Here is a 24,293-nt window from a genome sequence, read left to right on the forward strand (position 1 = left end):
AGCTCTTATACTTATTTGAAGAAGTGTGTAATAAATTGATTCGCTTCCTGCCAGTTATAAACCCTTACAACATTATTAGGAACGGCAAGACGATTATAAGGTGTATCAAATAACACAACAGGTATTTTTAACTCCTCTGCCAGCATCACCGCATTATCATGCTTATCCTCAAAGAAAGCTTCTACATTATGTTTTTTTGCAGCGGCTAGTTTATCATGGCTGCCGAGAAGCTCGATATGGTCGTAAGGTATAGCTTGCGATTTAAACCAATCGACCGTGATGTCTGCTACATTTTCACCTCGTGCAGAAATATAATACAGCTCAAAATTATTTTTCCAAGCGCTTAGAATATTTTTTGCATCTTTTGCCACCTCAGAGACTTCATACATGTAAGGTTCATTTTCCTTAAACCAAGTATTAAAGGCACTTCGGTCAATAGGGTGTGGGAAGGCAGATAAAAAATCATATTCACAAACATCATCCAGCGTAATATTTACATTGTACTGTTTATTAATATGTGGAATGAGTGTACTTGGACATGTCACAGTCCCATCAATATCAATACCAAAGCGGGGCTTCTTCATGCTAGCACCTCCTTAGGCATTCGCTTTTTGAGCTTCTTCCGCTGCGCGTTTTTCTTCCATTTCTGCTGCTAATTTATCAATTTCTTTCTTCAGTTCTTCCACCATTGTTTCTTCTGGCACTTTACGGACTGTTTTCCCCTTCATGAATAATAAGCCTTCACCACGGGCACCAGCAATACCGATATCTGCCTCACGCGCTTCTCCAGGACCGTTTACCGCACAGCCTAATACTGCTACTTTTAAAGGTACCTTCAATTTAGAAATATATTCTTCTACTTCATTCGCAATGGAAATTAAATCAATCTCAATGCGTCCACATGTTGGACAAGAGATCAATGTTGCCATATTAGAAGCTAGACCAAAGGATTTTAATAGTTCACGTGCTACTTTTATTTCCTCAACAGGGTCTGCTGAAAGTGAAATACGTAATGTGTTACCAATTCCTTTTGATAGGATGGCTCCAAGTCCAGCCGCTGATTTTACAGTACCAGCAAACAGTGTACCTGATTCTGTAATTCCTAAATGTAGCGGATAATTAAAAGCCTTAGACGCCTTTTCATAGGCTTCAATGGCAAGATTAACGTCAGATGCCTTCATCGATACAATAATGTCGTGGAAGTCCAAGTCTTCTAAAATTTTAATATGGTGAAGAGCAGACTCAACCATACCATCAGCCGTTGGATAGCCGTATTTTTCTAAAATATGACGCTCTAATGAACCGGCATTTACACCAATACGAATTGGAATACCCTTTGCTTTAGCCGCATTCACGACAGCCTCCACTTTTTCTTTACGACCAATATTACCTGGGTTAATACGTACTTTATCGATACCATTTTCAATGGCTTTTAATGCTAATCTATAGTCAAAATGAATATCAGCTACTAAAGGAATATGGATACGTTTTTTGATTTCGGCAATTGCATCTGCAGCACGCTCATCTGGAACTGCAACTCGAACTATTTGACAGCCTGCTTCTTCAAGTCGAAGAATCTCTGCCACTGTTGCATCTACATCATGTGTTTTGGTTGTACACATACTTTGAATGAATAATTCATTACTACCACCAATTGTTAAGTTACCGACACGTACAGGACGTGTATTTGTACGGTGACAAATTTCACTCATTAACTTTCTCTCCTTTTCGGGCCACTATTTTCAGCCGTCACTGTCATTTATTTTAGCAGTGTAAGAAAATAAGGACAAGGAAGAAACGCTAACTTTTCATTTTCCGCATTTGTTTTCAAGCTCAAATGAGAGAGGAAGCTTGATATTTTCACCTGGAACTAGTGCTTGTAATTGTAAGTGTGGGTTTAAGTTGTAAAAAAGTTGTAAGCGTTCTGGAAAGGTCATGGGAACTTTAGCAGGGTGTAGAGCAAATAAACTATGGATGGTATCTCCTTCAATCGTTTGTACAGTAATATAATTTGGCTCACGCTGTTGTTCACAAAGTCCATTTTCTGAGGTCTTTGTGGATAAAGCCGCAAGTGGGATGGACCCTTCTGTTAAATCTACTTTGACGACAAAGGCAATTACGATAATGATAGTTGTTAAGATGAATGCTCGCAAAAAATCCCCTCCTTTTCTACACTATATTGAGAAGAGAGGGGATTCATGCACATTATTTTAAATTTGGTTGTTTTGGATATTTTGTAAAGGCCACAATTAATAGAGAAATGGTTAAAAATAAAGATAGTACAGTGATAACAGTACTACTAACGGGCAGATAGTCTGCTAACATCGAAAGTAACGTAGCCCAAGTGATCGCAAAGGTAGTTGTTCTCCAGATATGGCGATACTCACCCCGACGCTTCATCGCTTTCAAGATAAATAAACCTGCTAAAGCATAAAGGGCAATTTGTGCAAAAATAAGCATTGTTGTCACGACGAAAAGCATTAGGAAGGTGAATGGATATAAGAGCCATTTAATGCCCTCTATGTAATCTGTTAAACCAGTTAAACTGTCCATATCGAATGTATCAACGGACATACCTGCTGCAAAACGACCTAAAGAGAATACGGAAACAATGGTAATCAGTAGAAAAGTATATTGAATAACCTTTCCAATAGGTAATAAACGATAGGCTGCTAGTTTTTTAGGATGTATAAGACTATCAATAAAAAGCTGTGAGTGTTTCATGCTATATCTCCTCCAATCGATATTTTAACATGTTCAAAGAGGACAAGATATGAAAGAAGTATAAATGAGGAGGGTCTTGATGTTAAAATGTTAACATTATGTAAAGAAGTTAAAGGATTTCTTTACTTTTTGTTTGGAATCATTTAATGATTAGAACGAGGGTAGTAGAGATGTAGGAATTGGAGCGAAAACAATTGACAATAGATTGGCAAAGCATTCTCTTTCAGTTTTTAGGTGGGCTAGGGGTCTTTTTATTTTCCATTAAATTCATGGGGGATGGGCTACAAAAATCAGCGGATGATCGGTTACGTGAATGGTTAAATCGCTTTACCACAAACCCTATTATGGGTGTCCTAGTTGGTATATTTGTAACGATTTGCATACAATCAAGTTCTGCCACAACAGTCATCACTGTAGGGTTAGTGAGTGCTGGTTTTTTAACATTGCGTCAAGCAATCGGCGTCATTATGGGGGCAAATATTGGTACAACGATTACAGCATTTATTATTGGTATTAATATTGGACTCTATTTTTACCCTTTATTGGCAATTGGGGCTGCCTGTTTATTTTTCTTAAAGAAAGCAACGTATCAACATATTGGTCAGATTCTATTTGGCTTTGGCGGTTTATTTTTAGGGCTAGAGTTGATGAGTGCTAGTATGCAGGCGTTACACCAGCTTGCAGATTTTGCATCGTTAACGCTTCATTTAAGTAACCAACCGATATTAGGCATATTTTTAGGAACCATTTTCACCTTACTGGTGCAAAGCTCTACCGCAACGGTGGGGGTATTGCAAGGTTTATATGCAGAACAATTAATTGGTTTAAATAGTGCTTTACCGATTTTGTTTGGAGAAAATATTGGCACGACCATTACAGCAGTTTTAGCTTCTCTTGGTGCTTCTATTTATGCTAAGCGTGCAGCAGCGGCTCATGTGTTATTTAATGTGATTGGGACGATTATTTTTATGTTATTGTTCACACCGTTTATGCAATATGTACAGTGGATTAGTGGCGTATTTCATTTAGAGCCTCGCATGCAAATTGCCATTGCTCATGGCTCATTCAATGTATTTAATATGATGATCCAACTACCATTTATCGCTGGACTCGCAGCATTAGTTACAAAGCTACTGCCGGGACATGATGGCAATATCAATGTAACAACTAAGCATTTAGATCCATCATTCATTGATTCCTCACCCGCTATTGCGCTGGGTCAAGCTAAAGAAGAGGTATTGCGAATGGGTGAACATGCATTGCGTGGGTTGGAAGAAACGTTTCTATACATGAAATCTGGAGAGGTAGAGCATATTCCAACGGTGCTACAGCTAGAAGTCGGGCTTAATCATCTAGACAATGAAATTACTGATTATTTAGTAATGGTGTCTAAGCAGCCTCTTTCCCGTGCAGACTCAGTAAGACATCATACTTTATTGACAAATGTAAGGGATTTTGAACGAATTGGGGATCACTTTGAAAATATTTTAGAGCTTTTACAGTACAAGGATCACCACGAGGTAAGCTTAAGTAAATCAGCGCGACAGGACTTAATAGGTATGTTTAGTTTAGCCATAGAGGCAGTACGCAAAAGTATAGAAGCATTAGATACCGCTAGCCTGAGCTTAGCTCAAGAAGTAACAGAGCTAGAAAGCCTGATTGATGATATGGAAGATAAACTACGTCAAAAGCATATTGCCCGATTAAACACGAATGAGTGTAGCGGGGCTGCAGGAATTGTTTATATGGATATCGTTAGCAACTTAGAGCGTATAGGAGACCATGCAGTAAATATTGCAGATTCTATTTTAGGCATTCGTCATTAATGAAACTTTTCACTTTGTTATTTCGTATGAAAGGCAATGCACGTTAAAAGGAGAGAATCTTTATGGAAGTTGTTGGCTGGATCTTAGTGATTGCCTGCTTTATTATTTCATTTATTGGTTTAGTGTATCCAATTATTCCCGGAGTACTGTTTTTAGTCGGTGGATTTTTGCTCTATGGCTTATTTTTCTCATTCGCAGAGCTAAGCTGGTGGTTTTGGGTCATTGAAATACTATTTGTCGTGTTGTTATTTGGGGCGGATACTGTGGCAAATGCGTTTGGTATCAAAAAGTTTGGTGGTTCCAATGCTGGCATGTGGGGGAGCACCATCGGGTTATTAATTGGTCCATTTGTGATCCCTGTGGCAGGGATTTTAATTGGACCATTTTTAGGGGCTGTGATTGCGGAACTAATCGTTGAGAAACGTACATTTAGTGAGGCAGTGAAAAGTGGTGTCGGTTCTTTAATTGGCTTTTTAACATCTACTGTTGTCAAGGCTGTTATTCAAATTGTTATGATTATTGTATTTTTTATCGCCATTTAATGCCTCACTTTTAAGGTTTAGTGAGTGTGAGTAAAGGGTAAGATAGTAAACATATCGGTATTTCGGTCAAAAGGCTGAAATCTTCAAATTGAAGTATTTTTCGTTGAATGGTTTGACCAATTTTGATAATCTAAGGATGTACTAATTATTTCTTATTTTAGGGAGGAACTTAACAATGGCTTACGAATTACCACAATTAACTTACGCTTATGACGCATTAGAACCACATATCGATGCAAAAACAATGGAAATTCACCATTCTAAACACCACAATACTTATGTAACAAACTTAAACGCAGCAGTAGAAGGTACTGAATTTGCAGAAAAAGACATTAACGACTTAATCGCAAACCTAGATGCTCTTCCAGCTGACAAACAAACTGCTGTACGCAACAACGGTGGCGGACATGCTAACCATACATTATTCTGGGAAGTAATCGCTCCAGGCGGTTCAAATACACCAGTTGGTGAAGTAGCAAAAGCAATCGATGCTAAATTCGGTTCTTTTGATGCTTTCAAAGAAGAATTTGCTAAAGCTGCTACAACTCGCTTTGGTTCAGGTTGGGCTTGGTTAATCGTTGATGGTGACTCAGTTGCTGTTACGTCTACTCCAAACCAAGACTCTCCAGTAATGGAAGGGAAAACTCCAGTTTTAGGCTTAGATGTATGGGAACATGCATACTACCTAAACTACCAAAACCGTCGTCCAGATTACATCGGTGCTTTCTGGAACGTAGTAAACTGGGATGTAGTAGAAGCTAAATTCCAAGCTGCAAAATAATAACGAATAATTGGCTGTGCCTAAAGTGAGCATTCACGGGGCATAGCCTTTTTTTGTTGGATAAAACAGCAAATTAAGAGTTAGAATTTAAAAATATCAGGATAATGAAGCTGAAATAAAAGGATAGCATGGAATAGGGCAACCTTTCTCCATAAAGTACCGTCAAATAAATGATGTTTTACATAAGAAATCGAAAGTGCGTGCTTTTCTGTCATACCTTCGAATGGTATACTAGGTATCGTGTATTGAAATGATCAGAAGATGAGGAGGGGAATACATATGCGCAAAGCACCAGGAAAAAATCGCGCGGCGAGTGTTAAAGCAAAACATCATTCTAACTTAACATTTCGTATGAATATCCTTTTCTTTGCAATATTTATCGTATTTTCAATGTTAATTTTTAGACTTGGCTATATGCAAATCGTCAAAGGGGAAGATTATGTACGTATTTTAGAGCGTACAGAAGAGGTTCCTGTCAACACAAGTGTACCAAGGGGACGCATGTATGATCGTTATGGTCGTATTTTAGTAGATAATCACCCAGAAAATGCCATAACGTATACGAAAATGCAAACGACCACAACAGAGGAGATGCTTGATATCGCGAAAAAGCTGGCACAATTGATTGAACAGCCAACAAAGCGTGTCACATTGCGTGATAAACAGGATTTCTGGATACTACAAAATCATGATGCTGCCTATGAAAAAGTTACAGAGGCAGAAAAAGCAAAGATTAATGCACAAGAAAATATTACAACAAGTCAAATTAATGCAGAGATTGATAAACTGGTACGGGAACGTATCACAAACGAAGAACTTTTACAATTAACAGAGGCAGATTTAGAGGTATTAGCGATTTATCGTGAAATGGTATCTGGCTATAATCTATCTCCTCAAATTATTAAAAGTGAAAATGTATCAGCAGATGAATTTGCTCGTGTATCTGAGCGTTTAACTGAACTACCAGGTGTTAATACAACAACAGACTGGAAACGTGTCAAATTATCATCTTTATCTATTCTTGGACGTACAACGGTCCCAACAAAAGGGATACCGAAAGAGAAGCTCAATTACTATTTAGCACGTGACTACTCACGTAATGACCGTGTGGGAGAAAGTTACATTGAAGCACAATATGAAGAATTACTACAAGGTCAAAAAACAGTTGTGAAAAATATTACCAATAAAAAAGGTCAGGTAGTCGATACAGTTACAACCTATGAAGGGGAGCCAGGTAAAGACTTAATCCTTTCATTGGATAGTGAGCTGCAGGCTGAAACGGATAAGATTGTAGAAGAAGAACTGCTTAACTTAAAAGCACTTCCAGGCTCCTATCTATTAGATCGCGCCTTCCTAATTATGATGGATCCAAATACAGGCGACATTTTATCGATGGTAGGTAAGAAAATAGAAAAAAATCCCGAGACAGGGCAAAATGAAGTCGTTGACTATGCATATGGATCGTTTACCACGGCTTATGAGGCAGGTTCATCTGTTAAAGCAGCAACAGTTCTCACTGGCTACAATCAGGGCGTTATTTCGATGGGTACTTCAATGGGAGACGAGCCGATTAAATTAGCTAGCACGGATCCGAAAACATCTATTTTTAACAGGGCTGGATATATTCCGATGAATGACTTGTTGGCATTAGAACGTTCTTCCAACTCCTATATGTTTAAAATTGCGTTGCTGCTTAATGGAACACCTTATAGTTATGGTATGCCATTACGCTTAAAGGACGATACGTTCTCAAAAATGCGTAATAATTATGCGCAATTTGGTTTAGGTGTGAAAACAGGCATTGATTTACCAAATGAATTTAGCGGAGTGAGTGGTCCATCAGGTCCTACAATGGGTGGTAAAACACTCGACTTGGCTATTGGTCAGTATGATACGTATACACCGCTTCAACTTGCGCAATATATTTCGACAGTTGCCAATGGTGGCTATCGTATTCAGCCACATGTTGTGAAAGAGGTTCGTGACCCATCTCAGGATGGAAAGCAATTAGGACAATTAGTAACCGAAGTAGGTCCAACTATTTTGAATCAAATTGATAATCCTAAAGAAGAGATCGATTATGTAAAGCAAGGGCTACGTCGTGTATATACTGGTTCACATGGTACAGCACGAGCACAATTTGCCGATGCTCCATATACAGCAGCAGGGAAAACAGGGACTGCAGAGGTAGTGTATTATGGTCCATTACGTGAGCATTACGGCACAAATACGATTAATTTAACGCATGTTGGCTTTGCCCCATATGAAAATCCTGAAATTGCCTATGCAGTTGTGATCCCATGGGTTAATACAAATTTAGCTCCACACTACTATCAAAATAATGTCATTGCTAGACGTTCTTTAGATAAGTATTTTGAATTAAAAGCTAAATATCAAGCTGAAAAAGTAACAGATAGTAATGTGAAACAGCCAATTTTACCAGCGATTACGGAAGAAAAAATTGGAGAGAATGAGCAGGAATAAAGGGTATTGGATACGCGCTAATACAAAACGGATTTGGAAAAATTATTTCCCAAATCCGTTTTATTTTTACTTTTTTTAAGACTAGTCATGAGTAATGGAAAGGGGCGTTTGCATAGCAAAACGCCCCTTTCAGATATTTAGTGCCTTTATGCGGATAATTGCTGAATGGCTAATTCAAATTGCTCTCTTGGTTTTACCCCATAAAGCTCTATATTGTTATAGAAATAAGAAGCTAGCATAAAATCAACCGCCTCTTGAAGTGTGTAGTCCCGATGTTCCATTACTAATGATAAATATGTTTTAAAATAATCGACATTTTGTACTTTTGCATGTTTCATGACAAAGGTCAAACGCTCCTTATCATTAAAATAAATATTTCCTAACACAATTGCTTATTATAACACCTTTCCTATAGGAAGCAAGTTTCCCCTATTGTAAATTCATCTTTACAAACGTTTACAAAGCATTACATTCCTTTACATCTCTTTTACGAACCGTTTATACGACTTCAACAATCAGTCATTATAGTAAAGATTGTAAGACAAATAACTATAAAACAGTTCATGACGGAGGCAAATGAGATGAAAAAGTGGAAGTACTTAACGATGACAGCGGTAATGGGTTCTGCATTAATGCTAGGTGCATGTGGTAGCGATTCTGCACAAAACGGAAACAATACAGAAACGAACGCACCAGCAAGCTCAGGACAAGAAGCTGCTGATGAAAAGCTACAAGGGTCTGTAGCTGGAGATGGCTCATCAACAGTAGCACCAATCATTGAGGCAGTTGTTGAAGAGTATGCAGGTACACAACCAGATGTCAAAGTATCAGTGGGGGTTTCTGGTACTGGTGGTGGTTTTGAAAAATTCATCGCAGGTGAAACAGACTTTTCAAATGCATCTCGTAATATAAAAGATGAAGAGAAAGCGAAATTAGAAGAAGCGGGCATTGATTTTACAGAGCTAGCTTTAGCATATGACGGTTTATCAGTAGTCGTGAACCCAGAAAATGATTGGGTGAAGGACTTAACGGTCGAACAACTACAAAAAATTTGGATTGAAGATGGGACTGAGAAAAAATGGTCTGATATTGATCCATCTTGGCCAGATGAAAAAATCGTTTACTATTCACCAGGTACTGATTCAGGCACATACGACTACTTTGATGAAGTGATTTTAGATGGTGCAGATCTAGTAAGCTCAGCAACATTATCAGAGGATGATAATATGCTAGTGCAAGGTGTTTCTGGTGATAAAAATGCGATCGGCTTCTTCGGTTATGCTTACTACCTTGAAAATAAAGATAAATTAAACATTGTCAAAGTAAATGGCGTAGAGCCAACAAATGAAACAATTGAAGGTGGCGAATATACACCACTTTCACGTCCATTATTCACATACGTAAAAAATAGTGCGATGAAGGACAATGAAGCAGCTTACGACTTCATTAAATTTACACTTGAAAACGCAGGCGATATGGCTGAAGCAGTGGGCTATGTTCGTTTACCTGAAGAAAAATATACTGAAGGCTTAAAAACTTTAGAAGGCTTAAAATAAGAAGACATGCATAGAGGGAAAGAGATGTATGCTCTTTCCCTCACTTATTTGAAAGGAGCTCCCAATGGTTTCTCAAAAGGAAGATAAGACATCATCTGTGCAGCAATTAATTGCAAATTCGCGCAACCAAAAAACAAAGAAAATAGTGGAAAAAGCCATGCCAGCTCTATTATTTTCTGCAGCTATTATTTCGATATTAACAACATTTGGCATTGTTTTCACCCTTATTTTTGAAACGTTTGAATTCTTTAAACGCGTGTCGATTACGGATTTCCTTTTCGGTACTAAATGGTTACCGTTTTCAGGTAACGAACCGTTATTTGGGATACTGCCATTAATCGCTGGTACATTAAAAGTGACACTTATTGCAGTTGTAGTAGCTGTACCATTTGGAATTGCTTCAGCTATCTATTTAAGTGAATATGCAAGTGAGAAAACACGACGTACAGTGAAACCTATTTTAGAGGTATTAGCAGGTGTGCCAACAATTGTTTATGGCTTCTTCGCTTTAACATTTGTCACACCAGTTTTACAAGAAATTGTACCTGGACTCAAACTATTTAATGCATTAAGTCCTGGTATTGTTGTAGGGATTATGATTTTACCAATGATTACGTCTCTTTCAGAAGATGCCATGTCATCTGTACCAAATAGTATGCGTGAGGGAGCCTTAGCTCTAGGTGCGACGAAATTTGAAGTAGCAATCAAAGTGGTATTACCCGCTGCGCTTTCAGGGATTATCGCTTCAGTTGTGTTAGCTATTTCCCGGGCAATTGGAGAAACAATGATTGTATCACTTGCAGGTGGTTCAACACCGAAATTTGACCTCAATGTGACAGACTCTATTCAAACAATGACTGCATACATTGTACAGGTTTCAACTGGTGATGCGGGTTACGGTACAACCATTTATTACTCAATTTATTCAGTAGGATTCACACTATTTATCTTTACGCTAGTAATGAATTTACTTGCTCACTATATTTCGAAACGCTTCAGGGAGGTTTACTAGCATGCGCTATATGGATGACACAGTCGTCATGAAACGAATGACAAAGCGTATTACAGCAAATAAAGTTTGGAAAACTCTATTTTTCTTAGCTACAACGTTTGCACTTGTTACTTTAGCTGTTTTACTGTACCGCATTGTGACACAGGGGATTGATTACTTAAACATCGATTTCTTGACGAATTTTGCATCACGATTTGCGGATAAGGCAGGTATCAAAGCTGCTTTAATCGGTTCGCTTTGGTTAATGGCAGTTGTAGCACCAGTATCGATTATTTTAGGAGTTGGTACTGCGATTTATTTAGAGGAGTATGCCAAGAAAAATAAAATCAATGACTTTATTCGCATGAATATATCGAATCTAGCAGGTGTTCCTTCCATTGTTTTTGGATTACTTGGATTAACTATTTTTGTACGTATGATGGATCTAGGAAAAAGTATTTTAGCTGCTGGCTTTACAATGAGTTTGTTAATTTTACCGGTTATCATTGTAGCGGCTCAAGAGGCTATTCGTGCAGTGCCAAACGAACAACGTGAAGCTTCATATGGCATGGGTGCAACGAAATGGCAAACGATTTTGCGTGTTGTATTGCCAGCTGCCATTCCAGGTATTTTAACAGGAAGTATTTTAGCCTTGTCTCGTGCCATTGGAGAAACAGCTCCACTAGTTGTAATTGGAATTCCAGTTATCCTGCAGTTTTTACCGAATGGTTTACTGAGTCAATTTACAGCATTACCAATGCAAATCTATGATTGGGCAAAAAGACCACAAGAAGCCTTTCAGTATGTAGCGGCAGCAGGTATTTTAGTGCTTATGACAGTGCTGTTATTAATGAATTCGATCGCCATCTATATCCGAAATAAATTCCAAAAACGTTATTAATGAGGTGACCTTATGGTATTAGATTTTAAAGAGGAAAAAACAATTGTCAAACGGAATCAGGCAACGACTAAGTCTGTAGCAGATGTGGCGAAAAATATTGTCTATGATACACGCAATTTAAACTTATGGTATGGTGACCATCATGGTTTAAAAGATGTTAATTTAAGCATCTATGAAAATGAAGTAACGGCTATTATTGGACCATCTGGCTGTGGGAAATCTACGTATCTAAAAACATTAAACCGCATGGTTGAACTTGTACCAATCGTACGTACATCAGGAGAGATTTTATATCGTGAGCGAAATATTTTAGATAAAAACTATACGGTAGAAGAATTAAGAACACGTGTAGGGATGGTATTCCAAAAGCCAAACCCGTTTCCAAAATCTATTTATGATAACATTGCCTATGGACCAAGAATTCATGGCATTAAAAATAAAAAAATTCTGGATGAAATTGTGGAGAAGTCATTAAGAGGGGCAGCCATTTGGGACGAGGTAAAAGACCGTTTGAATCAAAATGCCTACGGATTATCAGGTGGTCAGCAACAACGTATTTGTATTGCACGTTGCTTAGCGATTGAGCCTGATGTCATCTTAATGGATGAGCCAACATCTGCCTTAGACCCGATTTCTACATTGAAAGTGGAAGAGTTGGTCCAAGAACTGAAAAAGGACTATTCCATTGTCATCGTGACACATAATATGCAGCAAGCGGCACGTATTTCTGATCGTACAGCATTTTTCCTAAGTGGAGAGGTTGTCGAATACGATAAAACGGATGTTATTTTCCAAACACCAGCAGATCAACGTACAGAAGACTATATTTCGGGACGTTTCGGCTAAGGAGGAGCAATGAATGATCGTACGTGAACGTTTTGAACAAGAGTTAAAAGAGGTACAGGGGCAATTTCTTGCAATTGCCAATAGCAGTATCCTTGCATTAAAAACAGCTTTTGAAGCATTGGTAGAGCAGGATTTAGAAAAGGCTTTAAAAATTTTGGAAGACGATTTAATCATTAATCGCCTTGAAGAAGAAATTAATGACCATGTGATCCTAATGATTGCCAAGCAGCAGCCAGTAGCAACAGATTTACGCCGTCTCATGGTTCTTGTAAAGGCAGCTTCAGATATGGAAAGAGTAGGGGACTATGCGGTTAATATAGCTAAAGAAGCAATTCGAATCGGTAAGGAGCCAATGATTTTCCCAATAACAAATCTCCAAACCATGTGTAATAAAACAGTAGAAATGCTAGAGAGCATCATGAAGGCCTTTACTGAGGAAGATACGGTACGCGCTAAAGAGATTGCAGAGTTAGATGATTACGTGGACGATTTATACGGAGCGACGATCACCCTTTTACTTCGTGCTGGGGTAGAAAATCCCTCCCATATTTCACAGATTACACACCTAACATTTATTTGCCGCTATTTAGAACGTTCTGCTGATCATGCTACAAATATTGCTGAACATCTATTTTACTTAGTAAAGGGCAAACATTATGAATTAAATAATTAAGAGAGAAGAGCTGCGTTTTAGCTCTTTTTTTCATTTGCAGAAAAAAATCTCCTGAAGCAGCAACATTGTCTTTGGCTGTAGCGTCTTTATAGCGAGCGTTTTTGTATTGTCAAAAAAATTTTTTGGTTATACTATAGACATTATCCAAAAAATGTGGTGCTTAGGAGGTGCTGCTATATGAAAGATGCTATTGAATCCCTCATCAAGCAATTTGACAAGCAGTTGACAATAGAACAACTTGACTATTTACGTTTTCTCTATGAAAACCTACATATAGAGGAGTTAAGTGAAGGGGAACAACATTATTTTATCGATTATTTTTTCAAGAGTGAACCATTACGAAATATGGCAGCATTTGCTCTGGAATTGACGGATATTATGCATGAAATCCAAGAGAATATTCCTGCTATTGAGAAGGCAGAACGCTTAGCAAACGGCAAAGAGCAACGCCAGTATTATGAACGAAAATGGTCAGAGCTTAGACGTCAAAAGCTTAAGCAACAGACAACGAAAAGCGGAAATATTTACTATGTACCTTTTCATGATTATCAACAAGACCCTGGCCCGATGATTATTTGTTTAGAACAAACGACAGGAATGGCCGCTTATTCTGAGATTTGTAAAAGTATGATTTTAGCGTTATTTATGAGTGCGCATCGGGAAGGCCGTGATTTATACATTGTACCGTATGATCGGCAAATTCATGTCCACTATCGCTTTGAAAATGGGCATTTAAATTTAGCTGATTTTAAGAGTTTTATCGAATATAAGGCAAAGGGAGAGGCAGCCATTTTACCTGTTTTACAATTTGTGAAAGCATTGCTACAGGAAAATCAATTAGGTACAGAAGCAGATGTCATTATTTTTACAGAAGGAGCACCTATTGATGGGCAGCATCTCGTTGGCAAGCAAGCCAAAACGATGCTAAAGGAAATGAAGCAAAAATATCATGCTGAATTTTCAGTGATTGCCATGCATGAACATAATTTTAATAAACAGCAATTTTGGTTTGCTAGTAAGGCTTTTTTTGCAGATGATGCCATACAATAACAAGAAGGGGCTAACCATTTCTGAAGGTCGGCTCCTTTTTGCTGGCGATACATAGGTAGTTATAAAGGAGATATACATGGATTCATTACATTGGTTATTACCTAAATTTACAGTCCCAACTTGGCTAGATGGCTTAATTGCCGTCATTATTTGTTTAGTCGGTTGGCTTATTCAACGATTCATCATCAAAAAAATTATTCATCGTGTCGTGCTATTTTTAAAAGATCGTCAGCGCAATTTCCAAGCAAATGTACTGGCTCAATTTAGTAAAGCAATTGGCTATGCCTTTATGACGACGGTCATAGTGCTCAGCTTATCTTATTTAATAAAGGTTCCTTTATTTACGCATCCATCAACAAAGAATTTTGTATTGTCTATTATGGTGTTTCTTGCTTTTAAAGGGATTTATGATGTTTTGAATTTCTATACGAAACAACCATTTGAATTAACAAGCGAAGAGGATCAGAATGTTTTATTACCGTTTTTCCTACGAATAGGTAAAGTGCTTATCATGATTTTTGCTATGTTTACGATTGCTTCCTTTTGGGATTTTAATCTGAATGGCTTTTTAACTGGAATTGGCTTAACGGGTGTGGCGATTGCCTTTGGGATTCGCGATACACTAGCGCATGTATTTGGTGGCATGTCCGTAGCTTTAGATAATCCATTCCAAATAGGAGATTGGATAGCGACAGAGGATCAAAAAATTGAAGGAACGATTGAGGATATCAATTTAAGAAGTACGTTAATTCAAACAGGAGACAAAGGACTTGTATATGTGCCGAACTCCTATTTAGTGAACCGTCCACTTTATAATTTATCTAAGCGAGAAAAACGGAAATGTGAGCAGTTTTTATATATCGCTGCTGATAATGATGAGGAAGACATACGTAGCGCTTTAACGGCCATTCATAAGGAAATTTATTTACATGCTAAAACAGAGAAAGACATGATTCATGTATTTATAGATGAGTTTCATTATGATTCGTATCGCGTGCTTGTTCGATTCTTTGTTGCCACAAATGATACTGCTGTTATGCTGGAAGTACGACAGGATATTTTATTTGCCATTCGTCAAATAATGGAGGAGCTATCGATTACATTAGCTAGCCATCCTGAAGATGAAAGTCTACGAAATAAAAAATAAATTGAATTGTAAGATAGTTTGCTTTACAATATTACCAAGAAATCAGCTTTGATGAAGAGTAGTAGCTAGTACAATTTGTTATAGAGAGCTAGTGGTTGGTGAAAACTAGTACAAATGTTTAGTGAATGGACTTCGGAGCTCTAATCCTGAAAACAGTATGGATTAGCGGATGCCTACGTTATAAGGCTTAAAGAGGGTTTTCTTATCAGGAGACCAATGAAGGTGGCACCACGGCTTTTCCGTCCTTTTGTGATGGAAAGGCCTTTTTATATTTTTTTCTTTAGACAGCATATATTTTAGCTGAATGAAGAGAAAGCCTTTAGCAGATTTCTGCTGCTAAAGATAGATGAGGTGTAGATGAGCAGAGCTTAGAGAAGGAGAGAAGAGAGTATGGCAGTTGAGCTTAGAAAGTATGCTATGAAAGTATTACAGGGGGATATGATGACCCCGATCTCTGTGTATCAATCACTGAAAGGGCAGCATAAAATGTTGTTCGAATCCTCAGCGAAACATGAGGAAAGTGGGCGATATTCCTTTATCGCTATCAATCCAGTGGCTGAACTAAAAGGAAACAATGAAGAATTCGTGTTTTCAAAAGGATCAAAAAATGACAAGGCTAGGGGCAATGTGCTTGATCGATTAAAAGAACTAATACCCTTTCATGAAGAAAGCTATCCTTTTGCTTTCTTTGGAGGAGCTATAGGTTTCTTTGGCTATGAAACAGCATTTTACACAGAACAAATAGGTGACTATTTACAGGATGATTTAGCTATGCCTGATGTTCATGTTTTTTTCTATGATACATTTATTGTTTTTGATCATCTAACACAGGAAATTACACTAGCTTCGATTGATCTATTTCAGGATGGACGTTCATTACAGGAGATGGAAGCTGCTATTACAACGATGGAGCAACAGCTTTGTGCAGGCACAACCTTTGAGGCATTAAAGGTGGATGAGTTACAGTTTAAGCCAATGATTTCAAAGGAACGATTTATTGCTTTGGTGGAACGTGCTAAACAGCATATTTTGAGAGGTGATATTTTCCAAATTGTGTTATCGCAACGTTTTTCTGCACCATTTACAGGTTCGCCATTCTCGCTCTATCGTCAATTGCGCACGTCTAACCCGTCACCCTATATGTTTTATATGGATTATGGGGACTATGTTATTTTAGGAACATCTCCTGAAAGTCTTGTAAAGGTAAAAAATCGAAAAGTGACAACCAACCCAATAGCGGGTACAAAGCCGCGTGGCACGACAATAGAACAGGATGAAGCAATCGCAAATGCGCTATTAGAGGATAGCAAGGAAATAGCTGAACACCGTATGTTAGTGGATTTAGGTCGCAATGATCTTGGTCGTATTGCAAAAGTCGGTTCCGTCAAGCTAACCAAATACATGAAAATAGAGCGCTATAAATATGTGATGCATATGGTATCTGAGGTGATTGCTGAATTGCGAGATGACCTTCATGTTCTGGATGTACTTCGTGCTTGTTTACCTGCTGGTACAGTGTCAGGGGCACCAAAAATTCGTGCCATGCAATTGATTAATGAATTAGAACCAGTAAAGCGTGGGGTATATGCGGGAGCGGTAGGCTATATTTCGACAACTGGTGATATGGACTTGGCCCTCGCAATTCGTACGATGCTCATTAAGGACCAAAAGGCACATGTACAGGCAGGAGCAGGTATTGTTTATGATTCGATTCCATTGTCAGAATATGAAGAAACACTGAATAAGGCACGTGCCCTATTGGAGGTAAAAAAATGATTTTAATAATAGATAACTATGATTCTTTTACCTATAATTTATTTCAACAAATCAGTATGCTTGGAAAAAGCGTCAAGGTCATACGAAATGATGCCATTACTATAGAAGAAATTCAAAAACTATCGCCAGAAGCCATCATTTTATCACCAGGGCCAGGAACGCCAAATGAAGCAGGTATAACAATAGAGGTCATCAAGGTGCTCTATCAAAAAATCCCTATTTTAGGTATCTGTCTTGGGCACCAATCTATAGGGCAGGCTTTTGGCGCAAATATTGTGCAGGCCAAAAACATTATGCATGGAAAGCTGTCCCCATTACAATACGAGCAAACAGGTTTATTTGCCCAATTAGATGGAGATATCGAGGTTATGCGATATCATTCACTTATTATTGAAGAACAAACTTTACACAAGGATTTTAAGATACTCGCCACAGCGGGAGATGACGGAGAGATTATGGCCATTCAACATAAAGAATATCCTCTTTATGGGCTGCAGTTTCATCCTGAATCAATCGGCACAAAAGAAGGCAGTATGATGATGCAAGCCTTTCTGGAAAGTATAGCTTAATAAAAAAGCTGTCGCCTCATCTGAATGGGCGACAGCTTTTTAAGTTATTGTTTCTTGCCTGTAATTAAATTAGCTATTTCTTCTAAGGTCATGGAAGAATTGACCTCATAGGAGCCGATTTGTAAGCTTCTAGCATATTTAGGGTTAGCGAGTAGTAACTCCATTTCAACACTATTGGTAATAATGCCACCGTCTTCAAGTTTTTGTGCCACACTATACGGTGTGATGCCACTATAGATTTGCAGAGACATCGTTGTTACATCCGTAGCCGTTTCTTCATCAGCTTGTTCAGATGCATCTGTTGTAGAAGTTTTTTCAGTCGTATGTACTTGCTTTAATTGATCCTTTAACGAGGCAATTTCTTGATTGGCCTTACTTAATTTGTTTTGTAGTTCTTCTACCTGTTGTTGATTGGAAAATTCCTTGGTAGGAAGACCAATAGTTACATCGAAGCGGTTTGCGAGTGCGAGCAATGCCCCAACAAGAAAAACGGCTATACCAAATGCACGAATGGCAGACTTATTCATTAATTAACGCCCCCCGTTTGCAATCACTTGCCGAACTTGCTCTTCTGTTAAATTTGAGCGAATACTAATATCTGCTACAGAAAGTCCCTGTTTATTTAATTCAAGTACCTGACTAATAATAATTTGATGAATCGGTTTTGCTGCTGCTGTGGTTTGTCCAACTTTTGAAGCCTGTGCAGCCTGTTGAACGGCCTGCATGACTTGGTGCACTTTAGGATCTTGACCTTTTGGAGGGATACTTGATTTTGATTTCACTTGGAACTCAGGCTCTAGTAAAAGTTCTTCCTCCACAATCTTAAGGCGACGCTTTAAATTATTCGTTTCTTGGAAGATGGAGATAGATAATTCTTCGACATCTTGTTCGATTTTTTTCGTGCTATTTTTGAAAAAGAACGAAACAATGATCAGAAAAATTCCGATACTCATTAATACGATGGATAAATCCAATAGTTTCACCTCAATGTAGTATGTAATTATAAGATATTTTACCATATGCAAACTTAATATGAAATGAAGGTAGATTTTTTTTCAGTTTATGTTATAATAGGTTAGTCGTATAAATCATGCTCAAATTTAAATTCTTGATATAGAGTGGGAGGGTTAATGATGCGCGTAAATATTACTTTAGCTTGCACAGATTGCGGCGAACGTAACTACATTTCTAAAAAGAACAAGCGTAACAATCCAGAGCGTCTTGAACTTAAAAAATATTGCTCTCGCGAGAAGAAATACACTCTTCACCGTGAAACTAAGTAATCGCTCATTAAGCCAAAACCACAAGTGGTTTTGGCTTTCTACATTTTATCAAATCATTCAATGTAACACTTCCAGGAGGATATGACGTTTTACGATATAGGAGGTAGCCTAGATGGATAAAACAACTTTACGAAACACGGTACGCAAAGACCTTGCAACCTTGACGGATGAAGATTATTATCGTCAATCATTAGCTGTGTTAAAAAAGGTGCTACAGGAACCATATATAATAGAAGCAAATACAATTGGTATGACCATTTCAAATAAGCCAGAAGTCGACACAATTCTTCTAATTGAGGAATTATGGAAACTAGGGAAAAAGGTCGCAGTTCCTAAATGTCACCCGAAAACAAGAGAAATGTCATTTTATGCAATTGATTCATTTGCACAGCTTGAGACTGTATATATGCATTTGCGTGAGCCCATTCCAGCAAAAAGTGAGTTTGTTGACGCAAATGAGATGGATATCATTATTGTACCAGGCGTTGTTTTTGATCCATACGGTTATCGAATCGGCTATGGCGGTGGTTATTATGACCGCTATGTATTAAACTATAACAAGGGTAAGCTGATGTCGTTGCTCTTTGATGAGCAAATCATTGATTGTGTTCCTACTGAAGCACATGATTGCCCAGTAGATATCATTGTGACGCCTACAAAACGTATTGACTGTGTTGCACAACGAGGAGCGAACGAAAATGGATAAAATGCTAGATATTTATGAACTCTTGAAAACATATGGTACCTATATTTATACACGTGATCCTATTGGCGATTTGATGCTGATGGAGGATGAAATACGTGAGCTCTATAAAGCGAATGTACTAGATATAAAAGATTATCAAATGGCCCTCCTGCTTATTCGACAAGAAACAACAAGACTTCGTATGGAAGAGCATAAAAAGTAATGTTTGAAATATAATGTAATTGGGTATTGTAAAATTAATGTAACATGTATGTAATATTCTTAAAAACAGTGGGTTTCCGCTGTTTTTATGTTTTTACGAAACTTTTTACAATGCAAAACGTATATATAGATATCTGGTGCATAGAAAGAGCAAAGAGAAAAAATTTTCCATGAGATATGTGTTGATTATCTGTTAAAAAAGGATTAAGATATATTTTGTTTCCGTAACAAAATGTAAAAAATTATTATTTTTTTGTAAGGAAGTAGGGAGGATGTTAGGAATGAAATCAATAAAGTGGCCTAAACATTCATTTATGATACTAGCAATTATAGCAACTTGGATCAAAACGGTCATTGTTTACCACACAAGCTTTGAAATGAAAATTGAAAATGCAATGCAACAGTTTATTTTATTTATTAATCCATTAAGCTTCTTGCTATTTACGTATGGTTTATCACTATTCTTTAAATCAGCAAAAGCTAGAAATCGTTATTTGATTACGGTCAGCGTTATTTTGTCCATTGTTTTATACGGAAATGTAGCGTTCTATCGATTCTACAATGATTTTATTACGCTACCAGTATTATTCCAAACAAGTAACTTTGGTGACTTAGGAACATCAGTAGCAGCCATTGTTGAGCCTTGGGATGTATTATATTTCGTTGATGTCGTTATCTTAATCTTAGCGAATAAATTTTTACCAAAAATGAAAGATGCATTTAAAGTGAATATTGAATTCCGTCGTGCATTTTTTGTGCTTGCAATAGCAATGACATTCTTAAATTTAGGATTAGCAGAAACGGAGCGTCCACAATTACTAACACGTAGTTTTGACCGCGAATTATTAGTAAAAAACATTGGTACGTACAATTACCACTTGTATGACATTTATATTCAATCTAAATCATCTGCACAACGTGCGTTAGCCGATGGTAGTGAACTAGTAGAAGTGAACAACTATATACGCTCTAATCAGGCTGCTGTAAATCCAGAGATGTTTGGGAAATATAAAGGTCGTAACCTGATTGTGGTGTCGATGGAGTCATTACAAAACTTTGTCATTAATAATGACATGAATGGTCATGAAATTACGCCATTTTTAAACTCTTTAACAAAAGATAAAGATACGTATTATTTCAGTAACTTCTATCACCAAACAGGTTTAGGAAAAACATCTGACTCCGAGTTTATTGTTGAAAACTCATTGTTTGGTTTAGGTCGAGGTGCTGTATTCTTCACGCATGGTGGAAATACGTATAATTCAATGGCTGAACGCCTTGGAGAAAATGGATACTTTACAAATGTCATGCACCCTAATAATAAATCATTCTGGAATCGTGACATGATGTATCAATCGTTAAAAATTAATAAATTCTACGATATAGATTCATATACTGTGGAAGAGGGGCAAGCTGTAAACTGGGGAATGAAAGATGTTCCATTCTTAGAGCAATCAGCTGCTTTAATGAAAGATATGCCTCAGCCATTCTACTCTAGACTTATTACTTTAACGAACCATTATCCATTTACATTGGATCCAGAAGATATTATGATTCCTGAATATGATTCAAATTCAGGTACATTAAATCGTTACTTCCAAACAGTACGTTACATGGATGAGGCATTAAAAGACTTCTTCCAACAGTTAAAAGATCAAGGTGTCTATGATAATTCTATTATTGTGATGTATGGGGATCACTATGGTATTTCTGAGAACCATAATAAAGCAATGGCACAATATTTAGGAAAAGATCAAATTACACCAATGGATAATGCAATGCTTCAAGAAGTACCTTTATTCATTCACATCCCAGGAGCGGGCGATGGAAAAGAAATGACTGAGATTTCAGGACAAATGGATTTACGTCCAACGATCTTACACCTTCTTGGCGTTGAAACGTCAAAAGATATGCAAATGGGTGCGGATTTATTCTCTCCAGAGCATGAGGACTTTGTAGTCTTCCGTGATGGACGCTTTATTACAGATAAATACGTCTATGCTGGTGAAGCTTGCTATGACAAAGCAACTGGCGAAGAAATAGATGGTGAGCCATGTCAGTCTTATGCTGATCGTGCCACAATGGAGCTAGAAAATTCCGATGCCATCATTAATGGCGACTTACTTCGCTTCTATGACGAAAAAACAGGTAATTTAAAGCAGGATTCAGTTAAGTAATCAAAGAGAGATCTCGTATAGGGATCTCTCTTTTTATATTGCTGATATAAAGGAATTGGTCACAATCAACCATTCATAATATTTTTTTGTGAATCTTATGCTAAAGAAAACACCTTTCGCAATGTTTTACAACATGATGCAACGTGAATACACTTTATTGGGCATTTCTTTTTATTGACAAATAGAAAGATACGATTATAATAAGTGTAAATATCTGCATAACGAAGATTTGTTTTTCGCATTTCGGAGTATAAGAGTGAAAGGCATCGAAAAGAACGAGTAACTTTAATGGAACTAACAGAGAGTAGCCGGTTGTTGAGAGGCGCAAGGGGATATTAAAGTGAATACATCTTGGAGCTGCGTACCGAAACTTTAGTAGGCTACGACGGGGTTGCATCCGTAATCATTGCAAAAGTATCGCTATGGCTGTACTTGTTAAGGAGGGCTATGTGAATAGCTCTCGAAAAAAGGTGGTAACACGTTTATCTACGTCCTTTAGGAATTTCCTAAAGGCGTTTTTTTTATGCCTTCTAAGCAAAAGCGGTACCTCACATTTACTCTTATAGAACTTGCAATATTAATATTTAATATTACAAGGAGATGTTTCGTATGTTTTTAACACCAAAGGAGCAAATGGCGATTATCAAGAAAGGTGCTAACAAGATCGTTGACGAACAGGATTTACTTGAAAAATTAGAGCGATCATATAAAGAACAGCGACCTTTAACGATTAAGCTAGGACTAGATCCGTCCGCACCAGATATTCATTTAGGCCATGCGGTTGTTCTACGAAAAATCAAGCAAATGCAAGATTTAGGCCATCATGCAGTTATTGTTATCGGTGATTTTACAGGACGAATTGGCGATCCTACAGGTAAAGCCAAGGGGCGAACAGCCTTAAATGACGATACAGTGAAGAAAAACGCCCAAACATATTGTGAGCAAATTTTTAAAGTACTAGATCCGAACAAGACAACGGTTCGTTTTAATAGTGAATGGTTAGCGAAGCTGTCCTTTGAAGAGGTCATCAAGCTAGCAGCCACAACATCTGTTGCTCGACTTTTAGAGCGTGAGGATTTTCAGAAACGCTACCAGCAGCACATCCCAATTGGTATACATGAGTTTTTCTACCCACTCATGCAAGCATATGATTCAGTAGAGCTTGTGGCAGATATAGAGTTAGGTGGAACGGATCAGACTTTCAATATTTTAATGGGACGCACCTTACAAAAGCATCGGGGATTAGAAAAACAAATTGCTATTTTTATGCCCTTGCTAGAGGGATTAGATGGCATAGAAAAAATGAGTAAGAGTTTAGGTAATTATATTGGCATCAACGAAGCACCTGAGATTATGTTTAAAAAGGTGATGGAAGTCCCAGATACTTTAATTATCAAATATTTCGAATTAGCAACAGATGAGCATCCACTACATGTGCAGGCTATTCAAGATAGACTACAAAAGGGAGAGAATCCCCGCGATTTGAAATTCCTATTAGCAGAAATTATAACGGCTTTATACCATGGATCTACAGCAATGGAGGAAGCAAGAGCTTATTTTGAAGCAGCATTTCAAAAAAGGGAAATACCAAAAAACATTCCTATACTGCTCTTGGAAATTGATAAGGAAAGAATCGTGGATATCATTCCACAACTAGTGGTAATGGGTTTTATTCAAAGTAAGAGTGAGTTTTTGCGGTTAATCAAGCAAAAAGGAGTATCCTTGAATGGAGAAAAAATGGCGATGGATGACTTATCACAAGTATTAATGAATAATGATGTCCTACAAATTGGCAAGAAGCGATTTCTTCAATTCAATAAGTAATAACAGACAAAAAAAGAGCAATCTCCGAGGAGACTGCTCTTTTTTTGTCTAAATTTTAGTGTAATTTTGGTGGGTAACCGCTGTGAACAATCGTCATGATGACGAACCATCCGAATACAGCAGCACTTAATAAGTTGAAAACAACGCTTAAAAGGTTCTTTTCTTTAATTGCTTGGAATGTACCAAATACAGCTAAAATCGCTACTAGACCAAAAATAACCATTAATAAGTTCATT

General features: G+C 37.6%; 26 protein-coding genes and 2 other annotated features. Of the genes, 18 read left to right on the plus strand and 8 right to left on the minus strand.

The genetic code is table 11. The features are described 5' to 3' along the window. Positions 1-11: 11 nt before the first annotated feature. The 4 genes from HCH28_RS05215 to HCH28_RS05230 all read right to left on the minus strand — a co-directional run bounded on the left by HCH28_RS05215 (position 12) and on the right by HCH28_RS05230 (position 2,724). Positions 12-584, minus strand: a complete 573-nt coding sequence (locus HCH28_RS05215; RefSeq protein ID WP_221680115.1) for a 5' nucleotidase, NT5C type — start codon at positions 582-584, stop codon at positions 12-14. Positions 585-596: 12 nt separating this feature from the next. Further along, positions 597-1,712: a flavodoxin-dependent (E)-4-hydroxy-3-methylbut-2-enyl-diphosphate synthase gene (gene ispG, locus HCH28_RS05220; RefSeq protein ID WP_221680116.1), complete on the minus strand. Its 1,116-nt coding sequence runs from the start codon at positions 1,710-1,712 to the stop codon at positions 597-599. 96 nt (positions 1,713-1,808) lie between these two features. Continuing rightward, positions 1,809-2,153: a hypothetical protein gene (locus HCH28_RS05225; protein WP_221680117.1), complete on the minus strand. Its 345-nt coding sequence runs from the start codon at positions 2,151-2,153 to the stop codon at positions 1,809-1,811. 52 nt (positions 2,154-2,205) lie between these two features. Then, on the minus strand, positions 2,206-2,724 hold the full coding sequence (locus HCH28_RS05230; protein ID WP_221680118.1) for a DUF1189 family protein: 519 nt from the start codon (positions 2,722-2,724) through the stop codon (positions 2,206-2,208). Positions 2,725-2,918: 194 nt separating this feature from the next. On the opposite strand from HCH28_RS05230, the gene HCH28_RS05235 reads away from it, so the two are divergent. The 4 genes from HCH28_RS05235 (at position 2,919) to HCH28_RS05250 (ending at position 8,357) form a co-directional block, all read left to right on the plus strand. Continuing rightward, positions 2,919-4,550, plus strand: a complete 1,632-nt coding sequence (locus HCH28_RS05235) for a Na/Pi cotransporter family protein (protein ID WP_221680119.1) — start codon at positions 2,919-2,921, stop codon at positions 4,548-4,550. A gap of 62 nt (positions 4,551-4,612) precedes the next feature. Beyond that, positions 4,613-5,092: a DUF456 domain-containing protein gene (locus HCH28_RS05240; RefSeq protein ID WP_004230999.1), complete on the plus strand. Its 480-nt coding sequence runs from the start codon at positions 4,613-4,615 to the stop codon at positions 5,090-5,092. A gap of 175 nt (positions 5,093-5,267) precedes the next feature. Next, the gene (locus HCH28_RS05245) at positions 5,268-5,873 is read left to right on the plus strand and encodes a superoxide dismutase (protein ID WP_016995356.1); all 606 of its coding nucleotides are present in this window, start codon (positions 5,268-5,270) and stop codon (positions 5,871-5,873) included. A 279-nt stretch (positions 5,874-6,152) separates the two neighbouring features. Then, complete coding sequence (locus HCH28_RS05250) at positions 6,153-8,357, plus strand: peptidoglycan D,D-transpeptidase FtsI family protein (protein WP_221680120.1); 2,205 nt, start codon at positions 6,153-6,155, stop codon at positions 8,355-8,357. 146 nt (positions 8,358-8,503) lie between these two features. On the opposite strand, the gene HCH28_RS05255 is transcribed toward HCH28_RS05250, so the two are convergent. After that, a complete protein-coding gene (locus HCH28_RS05255) occupies positions 8,504-8,695 on the minus strand; it encodes a hypothetical protein (RefSeq protein ID WP_221680121.1) in 192 nt (63 codons plus the stop codon). A 243-nt stretch (positions 8,696-8,938) separates the two neighbouring features. Here HCH28_RS05255 and HCH28_RS05260 point away from each other — a divergent pair, with 243 nt between their 5' ends. The 9 genes from HCH28_RS05260 to HCH28_RS05300 all read left to right on the plus strand — a co-directional run bounded on the left by HCH28_RS05260 (position 8,939) and on the right by HCH28_RS05300 (position 17,866). Further along, positions 8,939-9,913 (plus strand): PstS family phosphate ABC transporter substrate-binding protein, encoded by a 975-nt coding sequence (locus tag HCH28_RS05260; protein WP_221680122.1) that lies wholly within the window; start codon positions 8,939-8,941, stop codon positions 9,911-9,913. A gap of 64 nt (positions 9,914-9,977) precedes the next feature. After that, complete coding sequence (gene pstC, locus HCH28_RS05265) at positions 9,978-10,925, plus strand: phosphate ABC transporter permease subunit PstC (RefSeq protein ID WP_004231004.1); 948 nt, start codon at positions 9,978-9,980, stop codon at positions 10,923-10,925. Position 10,926: 1 nt separating this feature from the next. Continuing rightward, positions 10,927-11,805, plus strand: a complete 879-nt coding sequence (pstA, locus tag HCH28_RS05270; RefSeq protein WP_221680123.1) for a phosphate ABC transporter permease PstA — start codon at positions 10,927-10,929, stop codon at positions 11,803-11,805. 12 nt (positions 11,806-11,817) lie between these two features. Next, entirely contained in the window at positions 11,818-12,651 is an 834-nt protein-coding gene (pstB, locus tag HCH28_RS05275) for a phosphate ABC transporter ATP-binding protein PstB (protein WP_004231006.1), read from the plus strand. A 13-nt stretch (positions 12,652-12,664) separates the two neighbouring features. After that, positions 12,665-13,324 (plus strand): phosphate signaling complex protein PhoU, encoded by a 660-nt coding sequence (gene phoU / locus HCH28_RS05280; RefSeq protein WP_004231007.1) that lies wholly within the window; start codon positions 12,665-12,667, stop codon positions 13,322-13,324. A 177-nt stretch (positions 13,325-13,501) separates the two neighbouring features. Further along, positions 13,502-14,374: a vWA domain-containing protein gene (locus HCH28_RS05285; protein WP_221680124.1), complete on the plus strand. Its 873-nt coding sequence runs from the start codon at positions 13,502-13,504 to the stop codon at positions 14,372-14,374. Positions 14,375-14,450: 76 nt separating this feature from the next. After that, positions 14,451-15,521 carry a mechanosensitive ion channel family protein gene (locus HCH28_RS05290; RefSeq protein WP_221680125.1) on the plus strand — a complete coding sequence of 357 codons (1,071 nt, stop codon included), beginning with the start codon at positions 14,451-14,453 and terminating at the stop codon, positions 15,519-15,521. A gap of 39 nt (positions 15,522-15,560) precedes the next feature. Next, positions 15,561-15,771: a binding site (T-box leader), on the plus strand. Positions 15,772-15,911: 140 nt separating this feature from the next. Further along, positions 15,912-17,297, plus strand: a complete 1,386-nt coding sequence (gene trpE / locus HCH28_RS05295; protein WP_221680126.1) for an anthranilate synthase component I — start codon at positions 15,912-15,914, stop codon at positions 17,295-17,297. Next, positions 17,294-17,866 (plus strand): anthranilate synthase component II, encoded by a 573-nt coding sequence (locus HCH28_RS05300; protein ID WP_221680127.1) that lies wholly within the window; start codon positions 17,294-17,296, stop codon positions 17,864-17,866. Before trpE ends, HCH28_RS05300 begins: the two co-directional genes overlap by 4 nt. A 44-nt stretch (positions 17,867-17,910) precedes the next feature. Here HCH28_RS05300 and HCH28_RS05305 read toward each other — a convergent pair whose 3' ends face one another. After that, positions 17,911-18,393, minus strand: coding sequence for a hypothetical protein (locus tag HCH28_RS05305; RefSeq protein WP_221680128.1), 483 nt, complete (start codon positions 18,391-18,393; stop codon positions 17,911-17,913). A 3-nt stretch (positions 18,394-18,396) separates the two neighbouring features. Beyond that, a complete protein-coding gene (locus HCH28_RS05310) occupies positions 18,397-18,849 on the minus strand; it encodes a hypothetical protein (RefSeq protein ID WP_263082506.1) in 453 nt (150 codons plus the stop codon). A gap of 150 nt (positions 18,850-18,999) precedes the next feature. Here HCH28_RS05310 and rpmG point away from each other — a divergent pair, with 150 nt between their 5' ends. From rpmG to tyrS, 5 genes are all read left to right on the plus strand, one after another. Continuing rightward, a complete protein-coding gene (rpmG, locus tag HCH28_RS05315) occupies positions 19,000-19,149 on the plus strand; it encodes a 50S ribosomal protein L33 (RefSeq protein ID WP_008408521.1) in 150 nt (49 codons plus the stop codon). 112 nt (positions 19,150-19,261) lie between these two features. Beyond that, a complete protein-coding gene (locus HCH28_RS05320) occupies positions 19,262-19,855 on the plus strand; it encodes a 5-formyltetrahydrofolate cyclo-ligase (protein WP_221680130.1) in 594 nt (197 codons plus the stop codon). Further along, entirely contained in the window at positions 19,848-20,057 is a 210-nt protein-coding gene (locus HCH28_RS05325; RefSeq protein WP_004231021.1) for a YqgQ family protein, read from the plus strand. Before HCH28_RS05320 ends, HCH28_RS05325 begins: the two co-directional genes overlap by 8 nt. A gap of 280 nt (positions 20,058-20,337) precedes the next feature. Beyond that, positions 20,338-22,233, plus strand: coding sequence for an LTA synthase family protein (locus tag HCH28_RS05330; RefSeq protein ID WP_004231024.1), 1,896 nt, complete (start codon positions 20,338-20,340; stop codon positions 22,231-22,233). A 257-nt stretch (positions 22,234-22,490) separates the two neighbouring features. Continuing rightward, positions 22,491-22,732: a binding site (T-box leader), on the plus strand. A gap of 110 nt (positions 22,733-22,842) precedes the next feature. Beyond that, positions 22,843-24,057: a tyrosine--tRNA ligase gene (tyrS, locus tag HCH28_RS05335; protein WP_221680131.1), complete on the plus strand. Its 1,215-nt coding sequence runs from the start codon at positions 22,843-22,845 to the stop codon at positions 24,055-24,057. Positions 24,058-24,112: 55 nt separating this feature from the next. Here the strand turns inward: tyrS and HCH28_RS05340 are convergent, their stop codons facing one another. Further along, the gene (locus tag HCH28_RS05340) at positions 24,113-24,292 is read right to left on the minus strand and encodes a DUF2759 domain-containing protein (protein ID WP_004231029.1); all 180 of its coding nucleotides are present in this window, start codon (positions 24,290-24,292) and stop codon (positions 24,113-24,115) included. Position 24,293 lies beyond the last annotated feature (1 nt).

It is taken from the genome of Lysinibacillus sp. K60 (genome assembly GCF_019731275.1).
In the GTDB taxonomy this organism is placed as follows: domain Bacteria; phylum Bacillota; class Bacilli; order Bacillales_A; family Planococcaceae; genus Lysinibacillus; species Lysinibacillus capsici.

Coding starts and splice junctions, on each gene's coding strand:
- HCH28_RS05325 (WP_004231021.1), top strand. CDS start 19,848: ATGGATAAAATGCTAGATATTTATGAACTCTTGAAAACATATGGTACC.
- HCH28_RS05230 (WP_221680118.1), bottom strand. CDS start 2,724: ATGAAACACTCACAGCTTTTTATTGATAGTCTTATACATCCTAAAAAA.
- HCH28_RS05250 (WP_221680120.1), top strand. CDS start 6,153: ATGCGCAAAGCACCAGGAAAAAATCGCGCGGCGAGTGTTAAAGCAAAA.
- pstA (WP_221680123.1), top strand. CDS start 10,927: ATGCGCTATATGGATGACACAGTCGTCATGAAACGAATGACAAAGCGT.
- phoU (WP_004231007.1), top strand. CDS start 12,665: ATGATCGTACGTGAACGTTTTGAACAAGAGTTAAAAGAGGTACAGGGG.
- rpmG (WP_008408521.1), top strand. CDS start 19,000: ATGCGCGTAAATATTACTTTAGCTTGCACAGATTGCGGCGAACGTAAC.
- HCH28_RS05305 (WP_221680128.1), bottom strand. CDS start 18,393: ATGAATAAGTCTGCCATTCGTGCATTTGGTATAGCCGTTTTTCTTGTT.
- HCH28_RS05320 (WP_221680130.1), top strand. CDS start 19,262: ATGGATAAAACAACTTTACGAAACACGGTACGCAAAGACCTTGCAACC.
- HCH28_RS05340 (WP_004231029.1), bottom strand. CDS start 24,292: ATGAACTTATTAATGGTTATTTTTGGTCTAGTAGCGATTTTAGCTGTA.
- HCH28_RS05300 (WP_221680127.1), top strand. CDS start 17,294: ATGATTTTAATAATAGATAACTATGATTCTTTTACCTATAATTTATTT.
- pstC (WP_004231004.1), top strand. CDS start 9,978: ATGGTTTCTCAAAAGGAAGATAAGACATCATCTGTGCAGCAATTAATT.
- HCH28_RS05290 (WP_221680125.1), top strand. CDS start 14,451: ATGGATTCATTACATTGGTTATTACCTAAATTTACAGTCCCAACTTGG.
- HCH28_RS05255 (WP_221680121.1), bottom strand. CDS start 8,695: ATGAAACATGCAAAAGTACAAAATGTCGATTATTTTAAAACATATTTA.
- HCH28_RS05260 (WP_221680122.1), top strand. CDS start 8,939: ATGAAAAAGTGGAAGTACTTAACGATGACAGCGGTAATGGGTTCTGCA.
- tyrS (WP_221680131.1), top strand. CDS start 22,843: ATGTTTTTAACACCAAAGGAGCAAATGGCGATTATCAAGAAAGGTGCT.
- HCH28_RS05330 (WP_004231024.1), top strand. CDS start 20,338: ATGAAATCAATAAAGTGGCCTAAACATTCATTTATGATACTAGCAATT.
- HCH28_RS05240 (WP_004230999.1), top strand. CDS start 4,613: ATGGAAGTTGTTGGCTGGATCTTAGTGATTGCCTGCTTTATTATTTCA.
- ispG (WP_221680116.1), bottom strand. CDS start 1,712: ATGAGTGAAATTTGTCACCGTACAAATACACGTCCTGTACGTGTCGGT.
- HCH28_RS05245 (WP_016995356.1), top strand. CDS start 5,268: ATGGCTTACGAATTACCACAATTAACTTACGCTTATGACGCATTAGAA.
- trpE (WP_221680126.1), top strand. CDS start 15,912: ATGGCAGTTGAGCTTAGAAAGTATGCTATGAAAGTATTACAGGGGGAT.
- HCH28_RS05215 (WP_221680115.1), bottom strand. CDS start 584: ATGAAGAAGCCCCGCTTTGGTATTGATATTGATGGGACTGTGACATGT.
- pstB (WP_004231006.1), top strand. CDS start 11,818: ATGGTATTAGATTTTAAAGAGGAAAAAACAATTGTCAAACGGAATCAG.
- HCH28_RS05285 (WP_221680124.1), top strand. CDS start 13,502: ATGAAAGATGCTATTGAATCCCTCATCAAGCAATTTGACAAGCAGTTG.